The 17,465-nt window shown below is 61.9% G+C and carries 14 protein-coding genes; 5 read left to right on the forward strand and 9 right to left on the reverse strand.

The annotated features are described in order from the left end of the window. The first annotated feature begins 424 nt into the window (after positions 1 to 424). From queC to CDPAHKCJ_RS03785, 4 genes are read left to right on the forward strand one after another with little or no spacing between them, the layout of a single operon-like run. Positions 425 to 1,168 (forward strand): 7-cyano-7-deazaguanine synthase QueC, encoded by a 744-nt coding sequence (gene queC, locus CDPAHKCJ_RS03770; protein ID WP_107336281.1) that lies wholly within the window; start codon positions 425 to 427, stop codon positions 1,166 to 1,168. Then, positions 1,168 to 1,860 carry a 7-carboxy-7-deazaguanine synthase gene (gene queE, locus CDPAHKCJ_RS03775; protein ID WP_166018736.1) on the forward strand — a complete coding sequence of 231 codons (693 nt, stop codon included), beginning with the start codon at positions 1,168 to 1,170 and terminating at the stop codon, positions 1,858 to 1,860. The genes queC and queE overlap by 1 nt, the downstream gene beginning before the upstream one ends. 8 nt (positions 1,861 to 1,868) lie before the next feature. After that, positions 1,869 to 2,768: a 6-carboxytetrahydropterin synthase gene (locus CDPAHKCJ_RS03780; RefSeq protein WP_166018737.1), complete on the forward strand. Its 900-nt coding sequence runs from the start codon at positions 1,869 to 1,871 to the stop codon at positions 2,766 to 2,768. Next, a complete protein-coding gene (locus CDPAHKCJ_RS03785; protein ID WP_166018738.1) occupies positions 2,765 to 3,052 on the forward strand; it encodes a YkgJ family cysteine cluster protein in 288 nt (95 codons plus the stop codon). Before CDPAHKCJ_RS03780 ends, CDPAHKCJ_RS03785 begins: the two co-directional genes overlap by 4 nt. Positions 3,053 to 3,106: 54 nt before the next feature. Here CDPAHKCJ_RS03785 and CDPAHKCJ_RS03790 read toward each other — a convergent pair whose 3' ends face one another. From CDPAHKCJ_RS03790 to CDPAHKCJ_RS03800, 3 genes are all read right to left on the reverse strand, one after another. Continuing rightward, on the reverse strand, positions 3,107 to 4,330 hold the full coding sequence (locus tag CDPAHKCJ_RS03790; protein WP_166018739.1) for a CobW family GTP-binding protein: 1,224 nt from the start codon (positions 4,328 to 4,330) through the stop codon (positions 3,107 to 3,109). 224 nt (positions 4,331 to 4,554) lie between these two features. Next, entirely contained in the window at positions 4,555 to 5,706 is a 1,152-nt protein-coding gene (locus tag CDPAHKCJ_RS03795) for an iron-containing alcohol dehydrogenase (RefSeq protein WP_166018740.1), read from the reverse strand. Positions 5,707 to 6,133: 427 nt separating this feature from the next. After that, a complete protein-coding gene (locus CDPAHKCJ_RS03800; RefSeq protein ID WP_166018741.1) occupies positions 6,134 to 7,132 on the reverse strand; it encodes an NADP-dependent oxidoreductase in 999 nt (332 codons plus the stop codon). A 264-nt stretch (positions 7,133 to 7,396) separates the two neighbouring features. Here CDPAHKCJ_RS03800 and CDPAHKCJ_RS03805 point away from each other — a divergent pair, with 264 nt between their 5' ends. Then, positions 7,397 to 8,353 carry a LysR family transcriptional regulator gene (locus tag CDPAHKCJ_RS03805; RefSeq protein ID WP_166018742.1) on the forward strand — a complete coding sequence of 319 codons (957 nt, stop codon included), beginning with the start codon at positions 7,397 to 7,399 and terminating at the stop codon, positions 8,351 to 8,353. Positions 8,354 to 8,547: 194 nt separating this feature from the next. On the opposite strand, the gene CDPAHKCJ_RS03810 is transcribed toward CDPAHKCJ_RS03805, so the two are convergent. The 6 genes from CDPAHKCJ_RS03810 to tig all read right to left on the reverse strand — a co-directional run bounded on the left by CDPAHKCJ_RS03810 (position 8,548) and on the right by tig (position 17,201). After that, entirely contained in the window at positions 8,548 to 10,362 is a 1,815-nt protein-coding gene (locus CDPAHKCJ_RS03810; RefSeq protein WP_166018743.1) for a SurA N-terminal domain-containing protein, read from the reverse strand. A 277-nt stretch (positions 10,363 to 10,639) separates the two neighbouring features. Then, positions 10,640 to 10,912 (reverse strand): HU family DNA-binding protein, encoded by a 273-nt coding sequence (locus CDPAHKCJ_RS03815; RefSeq protein WP_043331296.1) that lies wholly within the window; start codon positions 10,910 to 10,912, stop codon positions 10,640 to 10,642. A gap of 177 nt (positions 10,913 to 11,089) precedes the next feature. Beyond that, positions 11,090 to 13,498 (reverse strand): endopeptidase La, encoded by a 2,409-nt coding sequence (lon, locus tag CDPAHKCJ_RS03820; protein ID WP_107336273.1) that lies wholly within the window; start codon positions 13,496 to 13,498, stop codon positions 11,090 to 11,092. A 232-nt stretch (positions 13,499 to 13,730) separates the two neighbouring features. Then, positions 13,731 to 15,020, reverse strand: coding sequence for an ATP-dependent Clp protease ATP-binding subunit ClpX (clpX, locus tag CDPAHKCJ_RS03825; protein ID WP_043331299.1), 1,290 nt, complete (start codon positions 15,018 to 15,020; stop codon positions 13,731 to 13,733). An 85-nt stretch (positions 15,021 to 15,105) separates the two neighbouring features. Then, on the reverse strand, positions 15,106 to 15,726 hold the full coding sequence (gene clpP / locus CDPAHKCJ_RS03830; RefSeq protein WP_166018744.1) for an ATP-dependent Clp endopeptidase proteolytic subunit ClpP: 621 nt from the start codon (positions 15,724 to 15,726) through the stop codon (positions 15,106 to 15,108). A 122-nt stretch (positions 15,727 to 15,848) separates the two neighbouring features. Next, positions 15,849 to 17,201, reverse strand: coding sequence for a trigger factor (gene tig / locus CDPAHKCJ_RS03835; protein ID WP_131432497.1), 1,353 nt, complete (start codon positions 17,199 to 17,201; stop codon positions 15,849 to 15,851). Positions 17,202 to 17,465 lie beyond the last annotated feature (264 nt).

Here is a 17,465-nt window from a genome sequence, read left to right on the forward strand (position 1 = left end):
AGATACCTCCCCGCTTCGCCTGTCACTTGACGCTGCTCCTGGCGTCATTGCGAGAGCCGCTCCCGGAGTCAGTCGGCAAGCCACTCAACCGGCTCCTCAACCTGCTCCTTAGCCAGTCATCCCGAAGTTAGTACCGTCAGGGGATGCACCAGAGGTTCAAGCGTGCAGCACGCAGTCGACACTCTCTACGCTTCGCTAATACTTCGAGTCTATGCCAGCCTGTGGTGCGGGCACCAAGGCTATTTTCTCGCCGACTCAACGCTTGGCTGCCATCGCCGCTTCGAAACCTGGCAACAGACGACGTATCCGCGGCCCGCGCCAGCGCGCGAGTGGCATCAAGGCGTGCGGAAGAGTAGGATAGGCGCCCGTTTCGCCCGGACCGGATCCCGGGCGCCGAATCCATCGGTCAAAGAAATTCTCCGTCATGACTCTCAATGTCCAGAATTCCGCTGTCTCCGCTTCTGCCTCCTCTGCAGAACGCCCCCGCGCCGTCGTCATCTACTCCGGTGGCATGGACTCCTACACCGTCCTGCACCAGGCGCTGAAGGAAGGCTTCGAGGTACACGCCCTCTCCTTCCATTATGGCCAACGCCACTCGCGTGAGCTCGACGTCGCACGCCAGGTCTGCGAGTCACTGGGCGTCGCCCACGAAGTCGTCGACATCCGCGCCATCCATGGCCTGATCGACAACTCCGCGCTGACCAACAGTGACCAGGCGATGCCCAAGGCCGACTACGACGAGGCCTCCATGACCTCGACCGTGGTGCCCAACCGCAACATGATCCTGCTGTCACTGGCCATCGCCAAGGCCGTCAACATCGAGGCCGAGGTCTGCTTCTATGGTGCCCACGGTGGCGATCACGTGCTCTACCCGGATTGTCGTCCGGAGTTCGTCGACAAGATGAACGCCGTCGCCGCGATCGCCAACTTCTCACCGGTGGAGATTCGCGCGCCCTTCCTGCACGCGAGCAAGGACGAGATTCTGGCCGCCGGCATCGCCATGCAGCTCGATTACGCCCAGACCTGGACCTGCTACGAAGGCCGTGAACTGGCCTGCGGGGAATGCGGCAGCTGTCGTGAGCGACTCGAGGCCTTCGCCGCGCATGGGCTGAGTGATCCGCTCGGTTACGAAACGACCGATTCGGCCAAGGGCGCAGGCACTCTCTGATGTATACCGTAAAGGAAGCGTTCTACACCCTGCAGGGCGAAGGTGCTCGCGCAGGGCGCGCCAGCGTGTTCTGCCGCTTTGCCGGCTGCAATCTGTGGAGTGGCCGCGAGCAGGACCGCGACACCTCGGTCTGCCGCTTCTGCGACACCGATTTCGTCGGCACCAACGGCCAGAATGGCGGCAAGTTCCGCACCGCAAACGCACTGGCGGACTTCCTGGCCAGCCTGTGGCCGGAGCACACCGGCATCGCCACGCCCTATGTGGTCTTCACCGGCGGTGAGCCGCTGTTGCAGCTCGACAGCGAACTGGTAGATGCGATGCACGCTCGCGGCTTCGAGATCGCGGTGGAGACCAACGGCACCGTCGAGCCGCCTGCCGGCATCGACTGGCTGTGCGTCAGTCCCAAGGGCGCAAGCGAGCTGGTCCTCACCGGCGGCGATGAGCTCAAGCTCGTCTACCCGCAGCCGGAGGCCCTGCCGGAGCGCTTCGTCAGCCTGGACTTCGCGCACTTCTATCTACAACCACTGGATACCGCCGCCCTGGATGCCCTGCCCACGCCTGCAGCGGCCCGCGAGCATTACCGCGAGGTGCTGGCGTCCGATACGCCGATGAACCAGTGCGTCAGCTACTGCATGCGCAATCCCCAGTGGCAGCTCTCGCTGCAGACTCACAAGATCAGTGGTATCGATTGATGACCGCAATGACTCCCAAGACCCTCTTCGTCAGGGCCCTCACCGCGGTGGATGCCTCGGTGTGGAGCAATACCCGCGGCCTGTACGGCATCAGCCAGCATCTGGATCTGGAGCTGGACGGCGCCGTCGGCCATGACGGCATGCTGTTCGACTTCGGCGACGTCAAGCCGTGGGCCAAGCGCATGATCGATCAGGACGCCGATCATACCCTGATCGTGCCCAGCCAGGCCGAAGGCGTGAGCATCACGGACTGCCCGGAAGGACTTTGCCTGCGCTTCACCCAGCCCTATGCCATGGAAGTGCGCGGCCCGCGTCAGGCCTTCTGCCTGCTGCCGGTGGCCGAGGTCACCACCGAAGTGCTGGCCAACCACTTCGAGAAGTTGCTGACTCGCCGCCTGCCGCCGCGCGTCGAGGCGCTGCGCGTGCGTCTGAGAGACGAGTCCATCGAGGGCGCTGCCTATACCTACAGCCATGGTCTGCGTCACCACGGCGGCAACTGCCAGCGCATCGCGCATGGCCATCGCTCACCGCTGATCATCGAGCGCAATGGTGAGCGGGATACAGCGTTGGAAGCCGAGTGGGCCGAGAAGCTCAACGACTGCTACCTGGCCGAGGAAGGCGATCTGATCGATCGTCCGGGGCGCGAGCTGGTATTCAGCTATGAGGCACCGCAGGGCAGGTTCCGCATCCGCCTGCCGCGCAAGCAGGTCTGGCTGCTGCCGACACCGACCACCATCGAGTGGATCGCCGACTGGCTGGCGCGCCAGATCGCCCTCGACAGCGGTGACAGCATCCGCGTCGAAGCCTACGAGGGCATCAACAAGGGCGCCATCGCGCGGCATACCCCGCAGACGGCGCGAGAGCCTCTCGTCCTCCCCGAGCACGAAGATACACCCGCCACCTCATGACGCAGACCGCCGCCCTTTCTGCAGATGCCGCCGCCGCCGGCTGTCGTGCCGGTTGTGGCGGCTGCTGCATCGCCCCCTCGATCTCGAGCCCGATCCCCGGCATGCCCCATGGCAAGCCGGCGGGAGTGCGATGCGTGCAGCTGGATGACGACAACCTGTGCAAGCTGTTCGGCACACCGCAGCGCCCGGCGGTGTGCGGTGACTTCGATTTCGATCACGAGCTGTGTGGCGATTCCCGCGAAGAGGCCTTGCGCCTGATCGGCGAGTGGGAACGCCTGACGTAGCAGAGATCTCTTGATAGGCATGGGCTGAAGCGCTCCACGAAGGAGCGCCTCAGCTCACTCGCCAAAGAAGTTGAAAGGTCTGGCGGCCCCTTCGCTGCGGCAGGCCAGCAAGGCCGCATTCAGCTGACGGGAATCCTCAAGCGGCAACGTCGCCACCGTCCCTTCCTGCTCCTGCCCGTCCAGTGGTGCGATCAGCTCAAGGCGTGAATCCTCGCGCCAACTGGACGGCGCAAGCTCGGCACGTCCATTGGCGCGGTTATAGCTGCGCCAACCTTCCCGGGTATGAAAGACGCCCTTCACGCGCCACTCGCGCGGCAGACCATCCAACCACCGGGTCAACTGATCGAGATCGAACACCTCGCTGGCGGCGATTCGCCAGCCCAGACTGGCATGCTCAAGCCCCTCGGCCTGCTCGATCACCGGTGCGCCGGGCAGCGGCATCACGTCTGAGGCGGGCGATTCATCACCCGCGGAGGCCTCAAGTGCCTGACCCGCATTGGCGTATGCGGCACGATGCGCGGCCGGCATCGTCACATTCCCCTGTTCTGCCAACAGCTCATCGACATCTCCGCTCGCGCCCTGTCCTGCCATCAACCAGTCAATGATCCGGGCTTCCTGAACGTTCATGAGTGCCTTGAGTGCATGGGTATCGCCGTCGGCTCTGCCCAGCTCACCGACCCAGCGCTTGCGCGGCCACATCCCCGCCAGAAACTCATGCGCGGCCGCCAGCTGCTCATCAGTCGCCAGGTCCCGCTTGCTGAGCACCACACCGCCCGCCAGCGTCAATTGATCCTGGAAGGTACCGTGTTCACGCGTACGGGCATCGTCCAGTGCACGCGGGTCCAGCAGGGTGATGACTTCCTTGAGCTCAAGCGCCGGAGCCAGCCCTTCACTGCGCAACACATCGATCAGCCCTGCCGGATGGCCCAGTCCCGAAGGTTCGATGATCAGGCGATCAGGGCGCGTCTGATGGATCAGGCTGACCAGCCCCGCCTGCAGCACGAAGGCCAGCTGACAGCACAGACACCCGCCGGGCAGCCCCTTGACGCTGACATCTTCGCGCCCGGCAAACAGCGCCTGATCGATCCCCACCTGCCCGAACTCATTGACCAGGATCGCCCAATGCTCATCCGTCGGCTTGGCCGCGACCAATGCCTGGATGAAACTGCTCTTGCCCGTGCCCAGAAAGCCGGTGATCAGATGCACCGGTATCCGCGTTTGGCGTGCAAGATCCGTCGGGGCGTCGCCGCTCCTGGCGCCGCGTGAAGCCACAGACATGCTGAAATCTCCGCAAGATGAAGGACGTGCAAAAGGTTATAGAGTAACAAAAACCGGCCGGCGACGACGTCTCGTCAAGTGAATCTGGCCTTTTGGCGTGACGCGATCTGGCGGACAGCAAGCTGCAACAAGGGGGAGACAAGGAGGGAGATACGCAAAACCCCTCGCCACCAGGAGTGACGAGGGGTTTGAGGCTGACAATCGAGCCTGACTGACGCGTGCGATCAGGCAGCGCGGGTCAGGATACGACGCGCCACGTCCGGCGTGATATCGCCATGCTCACCGATGGCGGTGAAGCCGTGACGGGTCAGGTTATCGACCAGCTGATCGATGCTGTCGGCACTGATGCCGGCTTCGCTCAACGTCACCGGCGCGCCCATGCGCGTGAAGAACTCACGGGTCTTGTCGATGGCGGCGCGCGCAACGCTCTCCTCGTCGCCTTCCAGTGCCCAGACGCGACGACCATACTGCGCCAGCTTGGCACGCTTGGCCTCGAACAGCTCTTCCCACAGCGCCGGCATCACGATGGTCAGGGTGCGACCATGATCGACACCGTGCAGTGCGGTGATCTCGTGACCGATCATGTGCGTGGCCCAGTCCTGCGGCACACCACGCCCGATCAGACCGTTGAGGCCCAGATTGGCGGCCCACATGATGTTGGCGCGCACGGCCAGATCATCCGGCTGGCTCAGTACCTTGGGGCCTTCCTCGATCAAGGTCAGCAACAGCCCCTCGGAGAAGCGATCCTGGACCGGCGCGTTGACCGGGTAGGTCAAATACTGCTCGCTGACGTGCACGAAGGCATCGACGACGCCATTGACGCTCTGGCGCTCCGGCAGGGTCAGGGTGGTGGCCGGGTCCAGCACCGCGAAACGCGGGTAGGCCAGTTCGCTGAACATCGGCAGCTTGTCGTGGGTCTCATAGTTGGTGACCACGGCGTTGCCATTGGACTCGGAGCCCGTGGCCGGCAGTGTCAGCACCACGCCCAGCGGCAGCGCCGTCTCGGGATGCTTGCCCTCGGCGAGAATTTCCCACGGATCACCGGCGTGACAGGCGGCGAGTGCGAGGAACTTGCTGCCATCAGCGACACTGCCACCTCCGACCGCCAGCAGATAATCGATCTTCTCGCGCTTGATGACTTCCAGGGCTTCGAGCAGGGTGTGATAGCTCGGGTTCGGCTCGATGCCGCCGAAGCTCCACCACTGACGGCCTTCCAGTGCGGCTTCGACCTGGTCCATCACGCCGTTGCGCTTGATAGAGCCACCACCGTAGGTGACCAGTACGCGGGCATCCGCCGGAATCTCGTCACGCACCTTGTCGATCTGGCCGGCACCGAAGTGCACGCGAGTCGGGTTCTGATAGGTAAAGTCCTGCATGATGCTCTCCTCGCGGAGTCAGGGGCGACACGGCAACATGAGATGACAGGGCCGTGGTCAGGCGCCACCTGACACAGAGTGATATGTGGGCAAAATGACAGAAAAGCGCGACGATGACGCCACCTGCCCACGAACGATGGTCTGCATTCTAGAGCAGTGACCAAGACCAAAGTAGAGCGCAGACCGCACGTCTTTGGTTCGTGAGAGTCACCAATCCTCACGACAAGTGATGATTGAGGACCAGTAATGCGTGATGACAGACGCCTGGCCACTCACGCAAAAGGCCCGCCGCAGCGAGCCTTTCGTGACTGCCTGAGCAGCGCGCGTACACGCGGCGTCAGGTGTTCGGGTCTTCAGCCCGGGCTTTCAGTGATGCCGTCGCAAATCTCAGTTCTCAGCACTTAGTTCTCAGCACTTAGTTCTCAGATCACAGACGCACCAGCATCTTGCCCTTGTTGCCACCCGAGAACAGCTTGAGGAAGGCATCCGGCGTCTGCTCGAGCCCTTCTTCCACCGTCTCTTCGTAATCGATATCACCCTTGGCGACCTGCGGTCCTACCTCTTCGAGGAAGCGGCTGTAGTTCTGCCAGTGATCGAAGATGATGAAGCCTTGCATACGCGCGCGACGGATCAGGATCATCGAGATGTTCGAAGGACCAGGCGCCACCTCGGTATCGTTGTAGCTGGAGATCATGCCGCAGACGGCGATGCGTGCGCCGACATTCAGGTTGTTCAGCGCCGCCACCAGGCAATCACCGCCGACATTCTCGTAGTAGACGTCGAAGCCATCCGGGCAGGCGTCCTTGAGCGCCTTCGTCAGCTGCTCGGCATCCTTGCCCTTGTAACTGACCGCCTTGACGCCACGCGCTTCCAGCCAATCCAGCTTTTCCTGACTGCCGGCGATGCCGACGACAGTGCCACCCTTGGCCTTGGCCAGCTGCACGGCGAGCGAGCCGACCGCACCGGAGGCCGCGCTGACCAGCACGTTATCACCCTCTTTCATCTCGGCGATAATGTTGAGGCCGGTCCAAGCGGTCATGCCCGGCATGCCCAGCACGCCCAGGTAGGCCTGCTCCGGCACATCGATGCTCGGCAGCGGCTCGACCTGATCACCAGAGAGCTGCGCGATATCACGCCAGCCGCCCATGTGACGGACCTTGTCGCCGCGCTTGAAGCGAGAGTCACGTGACTCGATCACTTCACCGACGGCTGCGCCCTGCAGCGGCTCATTGAGCTCGAAGGGATCGATATAGGTCTTCACGCCGCTCATGCGGCCACGCATATAGGGATCCACGGACAGCCAGCTGTTGCGAATGCGCACCTCGCCTTCGCCGAGCTCACTCAGCTCCTCTTCACGCAACTGGAACAGGTCGCGTTCCGGGGTACCTTTCGGATAGTCGGTGATCGTGTAATAGCGTGTCTGCATGCAATGCTCCTTGCGAATGATCTGGTCAAACGACGAGTGATCAGAATCGTCATCAGGCCGCTGGCCCGAGGCCTCAACCCTGTGACGTCTGGCCGCCGCAAGCGTTGCTCGGCGACGAAGTATCACCAGATTACGCTCGCTCCCGATATCACACCAATGACAGAAACTGAATCCCGGTATGTATGAGACTGATATCATGTGCGGTTGAAACTGCATACTTTCATCCCAGTGACTGGGTCGCCTCGCTACCGGGAACCGCTTGCCATGCACCTGGCTGAACTTGCTCGCCATGATCTCAATACGCTGGTCGCGCTGCATGCGCTGCTGGAAACCCGCAGCGTGTCGCGGGCCGCTGAGCGCCTCAACCTGAGCCAGCCTGCGGTGTCCCGCACCCTGGGGCGGCTGCGCGAGGCCTTCGATGACCCCCTGTTCGTGCGCGCGCAACGCGGTCTGCGCCCCACCGCACGCGCAGAGGCCCTCAGACAGCCCCTCGCACGCCTGCTGCAGGAGCTAGGCGCCCTGCTGGCACCGCCCGAGTTCTCGCCTGAAGATAGCCAACGTCGCTTCCAGCTGGCCACCACCGATTACGGCATGCACGCCTTCGTGGCGCCCCAGATCGCCCCGCTGCACGCGCAGGCACCCGGCATCCGTCTGGATATCCAGGCCTACGGCGGCAATGTCGAACAGCAACTCGAGGAAGGCGGGCCGGAGCTTGCGATGTGCGTGCCCACCGCCAGGGTGCCGGCCGGCGTGCATGGTCGTGAGATCGGGGATGATCAGTTCGTCTGCGTGATGCGCCAGGACCATCCGCTGGCAGCGAAGGAGACCTTGAGCCTGGAGGACTTCCTCGCCGCCAGTCACCAACTGATCAGCATGGGCGGTGATGAGCGAGGCGCAGTGGACCTCAAGCTGGCGGAACTGGGACTGAGTCGTCAGGTCGTCATGCGCCAGCCTCATTTTCTGGCCGCCTTCAGTGTCAGCTGCCACAGCGACCTGCTGCTGTGCGTGCCGGGCTGTCTGGCCATCAGCATGCTCGATCAGCTGCCGCTGGCCCTGCGTCCGCTGCCCATCACCCTCAACCGCTTCTCCTACTGGCTGGTGTGGCACGAACGCCTGCATCATGACGCTGGCCACCGCTGGCTGCGCCAGACGCTCTCCACGGGCATTCAGGCCCGTCACCGCGAACTCTCCCAGCGCCTGCGTCAGCGGCTGGGCTCGTGACTTGACGCCACACCCGAACACAGCCTCGCGGCCTGAGCTTCGCTACCTGAGCCCGCGATGCTTGAACCCGACGGCCTGAACCAATGATTTGAACCAATGATTTGAACCCAAAAAAAGACCGCCACCCCAGGGGGTGACGGTCTCATTGGCAGGGAAAGCTGCCCACGCCAGTTGCCTGGCTCATTTGCGCTCGATCAGTTGCGCTCGATCTCGGCACGCTCACGCAGAGATTCCTGCAGGCCCGTGACTGCGGCCTGAGCACGCAGACGCGTGGCCAGACGCGAGAGGAACTGATCCATCTCGCCCGGCTCGGCCTCGCCGATCTCGGTGAGAGCGATCAGCGCGATGCCATTACTCAGCGACGCCTTGCCATAGACCGGCTGGCCATCCTGCGGGTGCGCCAGCGTGAAGGCCTGTTTGACCAGACTCTGCGGCAGCTGGGTGCTGGCTTGACGGCTGACATCGTCAGCCTGCTGCCAGTCGATCCCCTCGAGTGATCCGCCCTGGCGCAGTGTCTCCAGACGCTTCTCGGCCAGTGCCTCGAGTGCCTTGGCGGTCTTGTCGGCCTTGGCTTCGCGCTGCACCTGCTGCTTGACCTCATCCAGTGCCAGCGTGGTGGCGGGACGCTGCTCGAGAACGCGCAGCACCAGACGACGGCTGTCATCCAGTTCGATGACGTCACTGTTGTAGCCATCTTCCAGCACTTCGTCACCGAAGGCGGCTGCCATCACACCCGGCTCGGACAGCAGTTCGTCATCGTTTTCCTGTGCGACCCAGTCAGTCTTCTCAAGCGGCAGGTCCAGATCCTCGGCGACGCTGGCCAGATCATCCGCCGCGAAGCTCTCGTCCTTCAGCTGCTGCGCCTTCTCGTTGAAGGTGTCGCGGGAAGCGGCCTGACGGGCTTGCGTCAGCAGCTCGTCGCGCATGTCCTCGAAGGGCGCGATATCCAGACCGGTCACCTTGATCAGGTGCAGGCTGTCGCCGGTATCGACGATATCCGAGACCTGCCCCTCATCCAGCGCGAAGGCCGCGTCATCGAAGTCTTCGCCGAAGATGCCGCGGGTGATCACGCCAAGCTCACCGCCATCCTCGGCCGTGGAGCTGTCTTCCGAGACCTCGGCCGCCACCTTGGCGAAGTCTTCGCCGTTGGCGAGCGCGTCACGTGCGCCCTCGAGCTTGGCACGTGCCGCCGCATCATCGTCACCCTTCTCGACCATGATGTGCGCGATTTCCCGCGGCGCATCGGCACGCTTGGCCGCATATTCGGCCTTGAGCGTGTCTTCGCTGATATCGCCACCGCTGGCCAGCTCGTTCTGGTCCAGCAGCACGTAGGCCAGCTTGACCTGTGCCGGGCGACGGTAGTTGTCCTGGTGGCTGTCATACCAGGCCTTGAGCTCGTCTTCGCTGACCGTCACCGGTGCATCGAGGTCCGCACTGCTCAACGTGGCATAACGGAAGCTACGCGTCTGACGCTGCAACTGGCTGAGCTTCTCTTCTTCGCCCGGCAGCATGAAGGCACTGGCGGCAAAGCCATCGGTCAACTGCTGACGCAGAGTGTCGCTGCTCAGCTGCTGACGGAAGGAGGTGGGAGAATAGCCGGCGCTGGCCAGACGATTGCGGAACAGGTCGGCATCGAAGCGCCCCTTGTCATCCTGGAAGTCCGGAATGCTCACGATCAGTTGATCGAGTTGCGCATCGGACATGTGCAGGCCGCCTTCCTCGGCATATTGATCCAGCAGGCGGGAATCGATCATCTGGTTGATGATCTGATTGCGTGCCTCGCGCTCCTGTTCCGGCGCTACCTGGCCAGAACGGATGGCACGCTGGACTTCGGTTTCCACCGCCTGGCGGCTGATGGTTTCGCCATTGACCGTGGCCACGTCGTCACTGCTGGCAGTGAAGGCGCCAATGATCGACTCAACACCAAAGAAGGCAAAGGTGACGACAATGAAACCAACGATCGTCTTGGCCACCCAGCCATGCGACCGGTCTCGAATTCGTTGCAGCATGCAGGCCTCGAACTACAGGGATTGGAATGGCCACAAGGGCCGCGACTCAGTGACTGATGATTATACGCATGCCGCAGACAGATGCAGGTGACTTTGCACGACTGACTGACTCGCCAGGGTCATCAAACGCTTGCGCCCTGCCGACACGGCCGAGTTCAGCCACAAAAAAAGCGCATCGCCAGGCGATGCGCTTCGATGTTCTGGTGCCGGTTCGGCAGTCATCAGACCACTCCCGAACCGGTACCGCGCCACCGGGTGCCTGCGAAGCAGGCAGACCTCAGTTGACGGCGTCTTTCAGTGCCTTGCCAGCCTTGAAGCTCGGCACCTTGGCAGCACTGATCTCGATCGGAGCGCCAGTCTGCGGGTTACGGCCAGTACGTGCAGCACGTTCCTTGACAATAAAGGTGCCGAACCCGACCAGTGCCACGGTCTCACCCTTCTTCAGGCTATCAGTGACGGTGTCGACCATCGCATCGAGTGCACGGCTAGCTGCTGCTTTCGGAATATCGGCAGATGCAGCAATGGCTTCGATCAGCTCGGATTTATTCACTCTTCACCCCTTGAATTTGCAAAAATTACCAGAAATCAGCGCGAAAATTACGGGTGCTAAACGCGATCGCGACGAAGCGGAGTTTATAGCAACGCCCTCAAACGACTGTCAAGCAACCTCACGCGCAAAACCGCACCACGCCGCCGTTTCGACAGCGGCATGGCCAAAAAAATCCCGTCAATGTGTACTGATCATTGTCTGACGACCACTGGCATCGTCTGAACGAGAATCATCCTTCTCAGCAGTCGACTTTTCTGCTAGAGCCACCTCAAGCACTTCGTCGATCCAGCGCACCGGCCGAATATCGAGTGCATCCTTGATGGTGTCCGGAACCTCCTTGAGGTCACGGCGATTTTCCTCGGGAATCAGCACAAGCTTTATACCACCGCGTCGCGCCGCCAGCAATTTCTCCTTGAGGCCACCGATCGGCATGACTTCGCCGCGCAGGTTGACCTCACCGGTCATTGCCACGTCACAGCGCACGGGGCGTCCACAGTAAGCGGATACCATCGCGGTGACCATGGCAGCGCCCGCACTGGGGCCATCCTTGGGCGTGGCGCCTTCCGGCACGTGAATGTGCAGGTCTTCCTTCTCGAAGCGCTCAGCCTCGATACCGAAGGCCTCGGCACGTGCACGTACCACGGTGTGGGCGGCACTCACCGATTCCTTCATGACGTCGCCCAGTGACCCGGTCTTGCTGACACGGCCCTTGCCGGGCGTGACGACGGACTCGATGGTCAGCAGCTCCCCACCGACGGAAGTCCATGCCAGGCCAGTGACACGGCCGATCTGGTCTTCGGCATCGGCAAGGCCGAAGCTGTACTTGCGGACTCCAGCGTAGTGCTCGACCTGCTCGGCCTCAAGGTGCATGGAAGACAGTGCACCCTCCTTTGCCTCGGCGACCACACGCTCACGCACGATCTTGCGGCAGACCTTGGCGAGCTGACGCTCAAGTTCACGCACACCGGCTTCACGCGAGTAATAACGGATCAGCTCGAGCACGGAGGCTTCGCTGAAGGTCAGCTCGCCCGGCTTCAGGCCATTGGCCTTGAGCTGCTTGGGCGCCAGGTAGCGCATCGCGATGGCCAGCTTCTCGTCTTCGGTGTAACCCGGCAGACGGATGATCTCCATGCGGTCGCGCAGCGGCCCCGGAATGTTCATCGAGTTGGACGTACAGATGAACAGCGTCTCGGACAGATCATAATCAAGCTCGAGGTAGTGATCGGCGAACTTGTCGTTCTGCTCCGGGTCGAGCACCTCAAGCAGCGCCGAGGCCGGATCACCACGGTGGTCCATGCCCAGCTTGTCGATCTCGTCGAGCAGCACCAGCGGGTTCTTCACGCCGGTCTTGGCCATGCGCTGAATGATCTTGCCCGGCAGTGCCCCGATATAGGTGCGACGGTGACCGCGGATCTCGGACTCATCGCGCACGCCGCCCAGCGCCATACGGGTGTACTGACGGTTGGTGGCACGTGCGATGGACTTGCCCAGCGAGGTCTTGCCGACACCCGGCGGGCCGACCAGGCACAGCACCGGCCCCTTGAGCTTCTTGACGCGCTTCTGCACGGCGAGATACTCGAGAATGCGTTCCTTGACCTCATCCAGACCGTAGTGGTCCTCGTCCAGCACCTTGGCGGCATGGTCGATGTCGTGACGCACTCGCGTGCGCTTCTTCCACGGCACGTCGCACAGCCAGTCCAGATAGGTGCGCACCACGGTCGCCTCGGCGGAAGTCGGCCCCATCATCTTGAGCTTGTTGAGCTCCTGAGTGGCCTTCTCCTCTGCCTCCTTCGGCATGCCGGCGTCCTTGATGCGACGCTCGTACTGCTCGACCTCGTTGGGCACGTCATCCAGCTCACCCATTTCCTTCTGGATGGCCTTCATCTGCTCATTGAGGTAGTACTCGCGCTGCGACTTCTCCATCTGCTCCTTGACGCGGGTACGAATGCGCTTCTCGACCTGCAACAGGTCGATCTCCGCTTCGATCAGCGTCATCAGGTGCTCGATGCGGTCACGCACCTTGTCCATCTCGAGCAGCGCCTGCTTGTCGTTGATGCCCAGCGACAGATGCGCGCTGATGGTATCCACCAGACGGCTCGGGTCTTCGATGCCCTGCAGGCTGCCCAGCACTTCGTTGGGCACCTTCTTCGAAAGCTTCACATACTGCTCGAACTGGTTGAGCAGCACGCGCACCAGGGTTTCCTGCTCTCGCTCGGACAGCGGCTGGCTATCACGCAGCGCGACATCGGCGATGCTGTGGCCATCGTCGTGCAGGCGAATCGCCTGGATATCGGCGCGCGAGCTACCCTCGATCAGCACCTTGACGGTGCCATCGGGCAGCTTGAGCAGCTGCATGATGTCGGCAACGGTACCGATGGCGAACAGGTCTTCCGCCGTCGGGTCGTCCTGACTGGCTTCACGCTGCGCCGCAAGCAGGATCTTCTTGTCGCCTTCCATGGCCACTTCGAGGGCCTGGATCGACTTTTCCCGGCCGACGAACAGCGGAATCACCATCTGGGGATAGACCACCACATCCCGCAGCGGCAGCAGCGGAAGTGTCAGGGTCTGATCTTCGTTCTGCTCCATGGCAGACGTTCCTCGGTATTCTGTGGGTGGGCCGCCTCACACGGCACTTTGATACTGAGACCATGGGGGCAAGGTCATGATTTTGCAATGATCCCGACACGCCTGGCGGTAACTCAACGCTGAATGAAGCCGTGCGTGATCCGCGAATGCATCACGATAAAGATGGCTTGCGAGCGCAAACGCAACGGGGGGCCTTGCGGCCCCCCGTTGGTGCGACTCAGGCCCGGACGTTTCAGCCGTCCTTGCCGGCCACCTTGCCCTGACTCTCTTCGTTCTTGGAGTAGATCAGCAGCGGCTTGCTGTCGCCGGCAATCACCGACTCATCCACCACCACCTTGCTGACACTCTCCTCGGACGGGATGTCGTACATGGTGTCGAGCAGCACGGACTCGAGGATCGAGCGCAGGCCACGTGCGCCGGTACGACGCTCGATGGCCTTGCGAGCCACGGCACGCAGCGCATCCTCGCGCAGGTCCAGCTCGACATCTTCCATCTCGAACAGGCGCGAGTACTGCTTGACCAGCGAGTTCTTCGGCTCGGTCAGAATCTGCACCAGGGCATCTTCGTCCAGCTCGGTCAGTGTCGCGATGACCGGCAGGCGGCCAACGAACTCGGGGATGAGACCGAACTTGACCAGATCACCCGGCTCGACGTCTGCCAGCACGCGACCCACGGTCTTCTCGTCCTGCTTGCTCTTGACCTCGGCATTGAAGCCGATGCCGCCCTTCTCGGCGCGTTCGCGGATCACCTTGTCCAGGCCGGCGAAAGCACCACCGACGATGAACAGGATGTTGCCGGTATTCACCTGTAGGAATTCCTGCTGAGGGTGCTTGCGACCGCCCTGCGGCGGCACCGAGGCAGTGGTGCCCTCGATCAGCTTGAGCAGTGCCTGCTGCACGCCTTCACCCGAGACATCACGCGTGATGGAGGGGTTGTCGGACTTGCGCGAGATCTTGTCGATCTCATCGATGTAGACAATGCCACGCTCGGCCTTCTCGACATCGTAATCGCATTTCTGCAGCAGCTTCTGGATGATGTTCTCGACGTCCTCACCGACATAGCCCGCTTCGGTCAGGGTGGTCGCATCCGCGATGGTGAACGGGACGTTCAACAGGCGTGCCAGCGTCTCGGCCAGCAGCGTCTTGCCACTGCCGGTCGGGCCGATGAGCAGAATGTTGGACTTGCCCAGTTCCACTTCATCCGCGGCCTTCTGACCGGCACGCAGACGCTTGTAGTGGTTGTACACCGCTACGGACAGCACACGCTTGGCGCGATCCTGGCCGATCACGTAATCGTCGAGAGTGGAACGAATCTCACGCGGCGCCGGCAGGCGATCATCATCACCTTCGGCGTCGGCTTCGAGGACCTCTTCGCGAATGATGTCATTGCACAGATCGACACATTCGTCGCAGATGTAGACGGAAGGTCCCGCGATCAGCTTGCGCACTTCATTCTGGTTCTTGCCACAGAAGGAGCAGTACAGCAGTTTGCCGTTCTCGTCCTTGCCTTTGCCGTCAGCCATTCGCGTACCTCTCAATGGCGGCGACTCCCCGGGGAGCCGCCGGAAATGCATGTTTGCCGACGTCAGGTCAGCCGTTTACGCGGGATCATTCCACGTCGGGACGGCGTTCCAGCACGGCATCGATCAGGCCGTACTCCATTGCCTGATTGGCCGCCATGAAGTTGTCACGGTCGGTATCATTGGCAATGGTGTCGAAGTCCTGGCCAGTGTGGTGCGCGAGAATGCGATTGAGCTTCTCACGGATGGTCAGGATTTCCTTGGTGTGAATCTCGATATCCGTGGCCTGACCCTGATAGCCGCCCAGCGGCTGGTGGATCATGACGCGGGAATTCGGCAGCGCGTAGCGCTTGCCGGCGGCACCGCCTGCCAGCAGCAAGGCACCCATGCTGGCTGCCTGGCCGATGCACACGGTGGACACGTCGGGCTTGATGAACTGCATGGTGTCGTAGATCGCCATCCCTGCAGTCACGGAGCCACCCGGCGAGTTGATGTACAGATGGATGTCCTTGTCCGGGTTTTCAGACTCGAGGAACAACAGCTGAGCCACGACCAGATTGGCCATGTAATCCTCAACCGGACCCACAAGGAAGATCACCCGTTCCTTCAGCAGGCGGGAATAGATGTCATAGGCCCGTTCGCCGCGAGCATTCTGCTCGACAACCATCGGAACCAGACCGCCAGCATTCTTGATGTCGAAGTCGTTCATGGGGGCTTCCTTCATCCGATGACATTGATATCCATTGAGCATGCCACTTTACCCCGCCCACTGACCAGAGACCCGGCCGTAGCCGGGTCCTGGTCTAGCAAGCACTAGGGGTCAACCAAGCTTCAGGCTTGCTCGCCTTCGGCTTCAGCAGCCTCTTCTTCTGCTTCTTCCTGCTGCTGTGCAGCCTGCAGGGCTTCCTGGTAGGACATGGCAACGTCCTTAACCTGAGCCTGTGCCAGCAGCTTGTCAACGGCCTTCTCTTCAAGCAGCACGGACTTGAGCTGGTTGCGAGCCTGTTCGTTGGAACCATAGTACTCGGTGACCTGAGCCGGGTCCTGGTACTGCTGAGCCATTTCTTCAACGCGAGCATTCAGCTCTTCGTCGCTGACGTCCATCTCGTTGCTGCTGACGACTTCGCTGAGCAGCAGGCCAGTCTTGACGCGCTGGACCGCCTGGTCCTGGAACAGCTCGCCCGGCAGCTGGGAGACGTCGAAGTCTTCGCCCAGACCGAACTGCTGTGCAGCCTGACGCTTCAGACCGTCGATTTCCTGGTCGGCCAGAGCCTGCGGCACGAGGATGTCGTTGGCCTTGGCCAGTTCCGCCAGCACCTGCTGCTTGACGCGATTCTCGATCGCGTTCTTCAGCTCACGCTGCATGTTCTTCTTCACTTCCACCTTGAAGCTTTCGACATCGGCAGCTTCCAGGCCGAACTGGGCGATGAACTCTTCGTTCACTTCCGGCAGTTCCTGAGCCTTGACGGCGTGGACCTTGACCTTGAAGGTCGCTTCCTGACCGGCGAGGTGCTCGGCCTGGTAGTCAGCCGGGAAGGAAACCTTGATTTCCTTGTCGTCGCCGGCAGCAGCGCCGACCAGCTGCTCTTCGAAGCCCGGGATGAAGCTGTTGGAGCCCAGCACCAGCTCGTGACCTTCTGCCTTGCCGCCTTCGAAGGCCTCTTCACCGAGGAAGCCTTCAAAGTCGATCTTGACCTGGTCGCCGTCAGCGGCAGCGCGCTCGACGTCGGTCCAGGAGGCGTTCTGCTTGCGCAGGGTCTCGATCATCTCTTCGACGTCGGCGTCGGTCACTTCCGCCTGCGGACGCTCGATTTCAGCGCCTTCGATCGGCTTCAGTTCGATTTCCGGGTAGATTTCCAGAGTCGCGACGAACTCCAGATCCTTGCCGGCTTCATCGACGGTCGCGTCGATCTTCGGCCAGCCAGCCGGGTTCAGTTCGTTTTCGGTGACGGCGGTCACGTAATGCTGGCGCATGATCTCGCCAACGATTTCGTTGCGCACGTCCTTGCCGTAACGCTGTTGCACCACTGCCATCGGCACGTGGCCCTTGCGGAAGCCGTTCAGACGAACGGTCTTGGCGGTTTCCAGAAGACGGGCGTTGACGGCCTGGTCGACTTCAGAAGCCGGCACCGTGATGGTGACCGTGCGCTCGATCGGAGAAGTCGTTGCGACAGAAGCTTGCATGAAAGTTCCTCTACCCACTGGTGGCGTTCGAATCATAAAGGCGAAGATTGTAGAAACCCCGCCACGCGCTGGCAAGCGCGGATATGACCCTTTCATATGGTGCCTTGGTCCAAGTTATTCAAGGACCCCGGCCATTTTCTGCTCCACCTACCCGCCAGACAGGCACCTGGAGCGCCCGGCAACCCGGAATCGTCATGCATGGAGCAGTGCGAAAAAACCAAAAAAAAGGAGGAGAAAGCCATTGGCCTTCTCCCCCTTTTGCGG

Source organism: Cobetia sp. MB87, assembly GCF_011319755.1.
Classification (GTDB): domain Bacteria; phylum Pseudomonadota; class Gammaproteobacteria; order Pseudomonadales; family Halomonadaceae; genus Cobetia.